General features: G+C 34.0%; 6 protein-coding genes. All 6 read left to right on the top strand.

The window, feature by feature from the left end:
* Positions 1 to 7 precede the first annotated feature (7 nt).
* Complete coding sequence (locus RTR63_RS10310; protein ID WP_312524099.1) at positions 8 to 1096, top strand: glycosyltransferase; 1089 nt, start codon at positions 8 to 10, stop codon at positions 1094 to 1096.
* Complete coding sequence (locus tag RTR63_RS10305) at positions 1086 to 2156, top strand: hypothetical protein (RefSeq protein WP_312524098.1); 1071 nt, start codon at positions 1086 to 1088, stop codon at positions 2154 to 2156. Before RTR63_RS10310 ends, RTR63_RS10305 begins: the two co-directional genes overlap by 11 nt.
* On the top strand, positions 2153 to 3283 hold the full coding sequence (locus tag RTR63_RS10300; RefSeq protein ID WP_312524097.1) for a glycosyltransferase family 4 protein: 1131 nt from the start codon (positions 2153 to 2155) through the stop codon (positions 3281 to 3283). The genes RTR63_RS10305 and RTR63_RS10300 overlap by 4 nt, the downstream gene beginning before the upstream one ends.
* Positions 3284 to 3877: a sugar transferase gene (locus RTR63_RS10295; protein WP_312524096.1), complete on the top strand. Its 594-nt coding sequence runs from the start codon at positions 3284 to 3286 to the stop codon at positions 3875 to 3877.
* A 44-nt stretch (positions 3878 to 3921) separates the two neighbouring features.
* On the top strand, positions 3922 to 5049 hold the full coding sequence (locus RTR63_RS10290; RefSeq protein ID WP_312524095.1) for a glycosyltransferase family 4 protein: 1128 nt from the start codon (positions 3922 to 3924) through the stop codon (positions 5047 to 5049).
* Positions 5050 to 5716, top strand: a 667-nt coding sequence (locus RTR63_RS10285; RefSeq protein ID WP_312524094.1) for an ATP-grasp domain-containing protein, incomplete at its 3' end; no start/stop codon positions are given. It lies immediately after the preceding gene.

Genomic DNA, 5716 nt, shown 5'->3' with positions numbered 1-5716 from the left:
GTTTAATATGAAGATTTTATATGTGATTACTGGCCTAGCGCAAGGCGGAGCAGAACGTGTAGTTTGTGATTTAGCAGATAAAATGTATGAAAAAGGGAATGATGTTAAAATTGCTTATCTGACGGGAGATATTTTAACAAAGCCTCGTTACCAAGAAATTGAATTAATCAAAATTAATTTAAATAGTTTACAGTTATTTCCTCTTGCTTATATTAAAATTTCTAAAATAATTAAGAATTTTGAACCAGATGTTGTTCATTCCCATATGGTACACGCTAATATTTTTACGCGCCTTGTTCGAATCACTACTTCTATAAAGAAACTTATTTGTACTGCACATAATAGTGATGAAGGTGGGGGATTGAGAATGCTTGCGTACAGATTTACACATAATCTAGCTGATTTAACTACTAATGTTAGTAATGAAGCAGTACAAGCATTTATCGAAAAAAAAGCAGTACCAGGCTCAGATATCATCACAACATATAATGGAATAGATCTGAGTAGGTTTTTTTATAACTCAGAAGCCAAAAATAAAATTCTGAATGAACTTAATCTAAATACAAATTCTTATTTGATTCTAGCAGTAGGACGTTTTAGTGAGCAGAAGGATTATCCAAATTTATTGCACGCTTTTAAAACTTTAAAAAATAAGAGTCTTGGAGATATTAAATTAATTATTGCCGGGGATGGGGAACTACGTTCAGAAATTGAAAAAATTATTGATGAATTGGGTTTAAAGCAAGACATTCATTTATTAGGAAGACGCAATGATATCCCAGATTTAATGAGTGCTGCAGATTTATTTGTATTATCATCTAAGTACGAAGGGTTTGGCTTAGTTGTTGCTGAGGCGATGGCATGTAAGACTTTAGTCGTTGCTACAGATTGTGGAGGAGTTGCTGAAGTTTTAAATAATGATCAATTCTTAGTGCCTCCATCAAACTCAAATGTATTAGCAGAAAAAATGTATTACGCCTTAAACCTCTCTGAAGAAGAAAAAAATAAAAATATTATAAAAAACTTATGTCATATAGAGAAAAATTATTCATTAGAAAAAATAGCTGAAAAATGGATATATCTATATGATAAATAATATTTTAAAAAAGGTATCAAATAAGGCTTTATTGTTGTGTATTGTTTACTTGGTTTTTTTAAAGGTTTTTTTTTACTTTTTAATAAAAATTGATTATATCTCTTTTGGGTTGGGTGGTGGTAGCGACGCAGATTATTATCATGCCTATGCTTTAGGTTATACTGATTTGGTAGTAAATATTTGGCCTGTCATTCTAAGGTTTTTTAATGATCTTGGTCTCTATTCTCGTGATGGAATTTCCTATTTATTTTTGTTTACAAATTTATTTATAATTCCTTTTTTAGTTGCTAAATTGTCTGGTCTTAATTTCCAAAACAGTCAGAAGTATTACCTTTATAGTGTTCTGCTGTGTCTGATCTATCCTACACTTTTTTTCTTTACATTCGATGTTTATCGTGATGTATTTATGGTGCTCGCCTTTTTGGTAGGGTGCTTAATTGTGAAAAAATGTTTAAGTCGTTCGGATTTTATTTCCTTTTCTTATTTTTATATCCTTGCTATTTTAATAGGATTGTTTTTAATGGCTTTGCGTCCTTATCTAGGTTTCGCATTTTTACTGGCTTTAGTCTTATGGAAAATTAAGCTCACAAAAAAACGTATTTTTTTATTTGCCGTTTTATATTTCTTTGCATTGTTTATAGCGAATTATATTGGTATCTTTGATAGTTTAACAGAATATCGTTCTGGTTTTGATGAAGATAGCGGTGGCTCTACATTAGGTTTAGACTTCTCTAATCCCGTAATGTTTATCCCTAATTTTATTCTAAGTACATTAGGGCAGCTTTTTGGTTTATATATTACTAACCCCTTGGCTATAATTTTGCTTTTGATAGAAACTTTCCCTTTTTTTATTATGCTGAAATATGTAATTAAAAATATTAGAATGGCAGATAGTTTTATACGATTTTTGTTAATATTTTTTGTAATTTATGGAAGTGTCTGGTTAATTGGTAATGATAATTTGGGTACAGCCGTGAGACTACGTATGTATAATTATTTTGCTATTTACATCAGCTTTTTTTATATTTTGAATTTAAAACGAAAACAGGGGATTAAGTGAAAACTATCATCATCGGCACAGTCGCTTCCAGTCTTTATACCTTTCGTAAAGACTTAATATTGTCACTATTGGCAAAGGGTTATACCGTCTATGCCTTTACCTCAGACAATGATGAAATAGAGCTTGCTAAAATTGCCCAATTAGGGGCGATCCCTACCCATTACGAGCTTAGTCGTGGCGGTCTCAATCCTTATGAAGATTTATCTAACACCATAAGTCTTTATAAAAAAATCAAAAAAATTCAGCCCGATGTCGTCTTCAGTTATTTTATCAAACCTGTCATCTATGGCACGCTCGCTGCCAAGCTTGCTAAAGTGCCTAAAAAAATCGCCATGATAGAAGGCTTAGGCTTCGCCTTTACTGAGCAACCAGAGGGCTACTCAAGAAAAGCCAAAATCGTACAGCGAGTGCAAGTCGCTCTGTTCAAACTAGCTTTGCCATTGGCAGATAAAGTAATCTTTCTTAACCCAGATGACCCGATTGATTTATTAAAATCACACCACATTGGCGTTAAAAAAATTGAGGTTTTGGGTGGCATTGGCTTGAGTCTAAAAGACTATCCATATCAGCCGATTAGTTTGGAATCTCAAACAAGATTTTTATTTATTGCTCGATTGATACGAGAAAAAGGAATTTTTGATTTTGTCGAAGCTGCTAAACTTGTGAAAAAAATCTATCCAAATGCGATTTTTACGGTATTAGGTGGTATTGATGAGCACGCACACGGGGCAATGACAAAATTTCAATTAGATGAATTAGTCCAATCGAATATTATAGAATATCCGGGGCAGGTGAATAATGTGTCTGAATGGATAGCTAATAGCCATGTTTTTGTATTGCCGTCATACTACCGCGAAGGTGTGCCACGCAGTACCCAAGAAGCGATGGCAGTCGGGCGTGCCATCATCACCACTGATGTGCCTGGTTGCCGAGAGACAGTGGTTGATGGGGTTAATGGTTTTCTGGTGCCAAAGTGGAATCCGCAGGCCTTAGCCGAGAAAATGATTTATTTCATCGAAAATCCAGAGCAAATTCAAGTAATGGGTGAACAAAGTTATAAAATAGCCCAAGAAAAATTTGATGCTCGTAAAGTCAATGAGCGACTACTAAAAATTTTAGGAGTATAAATGTTAAAACGTGCCTTTGATATCGCCGCTTCTACTTCTGCCCTTGTTGTGCTATCGCCTGTACTCGCTATTACGGCGTATAAAGTCAAAAAAGAACTAGGCTCACCTGTGCTATTTCGTCAAACTCGTCCAGGTTTACATGGCAAGCCGTTTGAGATGATTAAATTTCGCACCATGAAAGATGCGACGGATGAAGAAGGTAACGCGCTGCCAGATAGCGAACGCTTGACAGAATTTGGTAAAAAACTGCGTGCTAGTAGCCTTGATGAGTTACCAGAGCTTTGGAATGTGCTTAAAGGTGATATGAGCTTAGTCGGGCCACGTCCATTACTCATGGAATATCTACCATTATATAATGCGGAACAAGCCAAACGTCATAACGTGCGTCCAGGAGTGACAGGTTATGCCCAGGTTAATGGTCGCAATAGTTTGAGTTGGGAAGATAAGTTCAAGCTTGATACATGGTATGTTGAGCATCAATCATTGTGGTTAGATATGAAAATCTTGCTAAAAACCGTCAAAAAAGTATTGATTAAAGATGGTATTAATGAGGCGGGTGAAGCAACCATGAGTAAGTTTATGGGTGCACAATAGAAAGTTCCAAATAAAATTTTTTACTTACTTCTAAGGCAAGCACAATGAATATAGCTTTATTTTCAAGAGTATTATTTTTAAGTGGTGTAACGACTCATTTAATAGACCTATCAAATGAATTAATAAAAAAAGGACATAACGTTTATATTTTTACCGCAGGTGCACAAAATCCAAATAATGAAGCTAATGTCCGATTAGCTGATAGGCTTGAAGCAACTGGGGCAAAAATTGTAAAGATTAATTTTCCATTAACATCAACAAATAAAACGAGTTATTTAGTTTCAATGTTAAGGTCAGTGGCAGTGGTGGCTAAAGAGTTAAAAAAAAATAACATTGATGTAATCCATATTCATACGCCAGCTTTATCTTTTATACCAATTATATTAAGAAGGAAATTTGTTAAAACTGTTCATATTAAAGATTTAGCACTGTCATTTTTAGATAAAAAAGCTAGTCATGAAATTGTCATCAGTAGGGAGACTTACGATGAAGCAATCAGAAAGTTCCATTATAAAGAGAATGAAATAACATTAATATTTAATGGCGTAGCTGAGTCATTTGCAAAAACAATAAGTAACAACGATAGAAATAATTTTAAAGAAACTAAAAATATCCCTAAGGATAAAGTTATCATTGGAATAGTTGGCAGTGTTCAATATAGGAAAGGTCATGATATTCTTTTGGAAGCCATAAGCCACTTACGCAATGATTTAAAAAATCAAGTTCATCTTATAATTCTTGGCGAGGGTAGTGAAACTGAAGAAATATGGCTTAAAGGTCTAATTAGAAAGTTTAATTTAGAATCAACTATCTCTAAATTTGGTTTTCAAGACCCCAAGCCTTTCTATGATGTAATTGATATTTTAATTTTGCCATCAAGATTAGAGGGGTTTGGATTAGTTATAGTAGAAGCAATGCTGTCAAATTGTTGTGTAATTCGAAGTGACACCGAGGGAGCACATGACCAAATTGAGTCAGGAGTAACTGGCTTATTATTCAAAAATGAATCTATTGAGGAACTTACCAAACAATTAGAATTTGCTATCAATAATGAGCCAGAAAGAATAAAAATAGCAGCAGCAGGTAGAGAATACGCACTTGATAATTTTACGGCTGAAAAAATGACTGAAAAAACAATAGCTGTTTATGAAAAAATATCCCAAGGTTACTAAATGAACATTTTAATCACATCCGCAGGTCAACGAGTTTCTTTGGTCAAGTCATTTCAAAGGGAACTAAAAAAAATCAGACCCGATGCCAAGGTATTTACCGCCGACTTAAACCCTGTCCTTGCCCCTGCTTGTCATATTTCCGATGGTTATTTTAAAGTACCACGAGTTACAGCCGAAAACTATATTGATGAAATAATAAAGATTTGTGAAGAAAACAATATTAAACTTATTATTCCGACTATAGACACCGAACTTTTAATGCTAAGCAAAAATACAGAGAAATTTAAATCGCATAATATTACTGCTCTCGTTAGTGACCATGAACTGATTCAGAAATGTAGAAATAAACGATTAACCAATCAATTGTTTCAAGACCATAATATTGCAGTGCCAAAGCAATATACGCTTAATAATTTGGAGTTTCCTGTATTTGTAAAACCTTATGATGGGAGTTTGAGTAAAGGAATTTTTATCGCAGATAGCAAGGACGATATTACACAAGAACATCGCCAAAATGAAAAGCTTATGTACATGGAGCTTATCTCAAACGATGAATTTGATGAATTCACGGTTGATTGTTACTATGATAAAAATTCAACTTTAAAATGTGTAGTGCCAAGGCAACGTCTTGTTGTAAGAGCAGGAGAGGTTAATAAAGCTGCTACTC

Source organism: Moraxella sp. CTOTU47724 (genome assembly GCF_032014955.1).
Taxonomy (GTDB): domain Bacteria; phylum Pseudomonadota; class Gammaproteobacteria; order Pseudomonadales; family Moraxellaceae; genus Faucicola; species Faucicola tetraodonis.
The sequence above is the reverse complement of the archived record's forward strand: the minus strand, read 5'-3'. Positions and strand labels throughout refer to the sequence as shown.

Bases quoted from the DNA above. Each gene is read 5' to 3' on its own strand.
- RTR63_RS10310 (WP_312524099.1), top strand. From the start codon at position 8: ATGAAGATTTTATATGTGATTACTGGCCTAGCGCAAGGCGGAGCAGAA.
- RTR63_RS10305 (WP_312524098.1), top strand. From the start codon at position 1,086: ATGATAAATAATATTTTAAAAAAGGTATCAAATAAGGCTTTATTGTTG.
- RTR63_RS10295 (WP_312524096.1), top strand. From the start codon at position 3,284: ATGTTAAAACGTGCCTTTGATATCGCCGCTTCTACTTCTGCCCTTGTT.
- RTR63_RS10290 (WP_312524095.1), top strand. From the start codon at position 3,922: ATGAATATAGCTTTATTTTCAAGAGTATTATTTTTAAGTGGTGTAACG.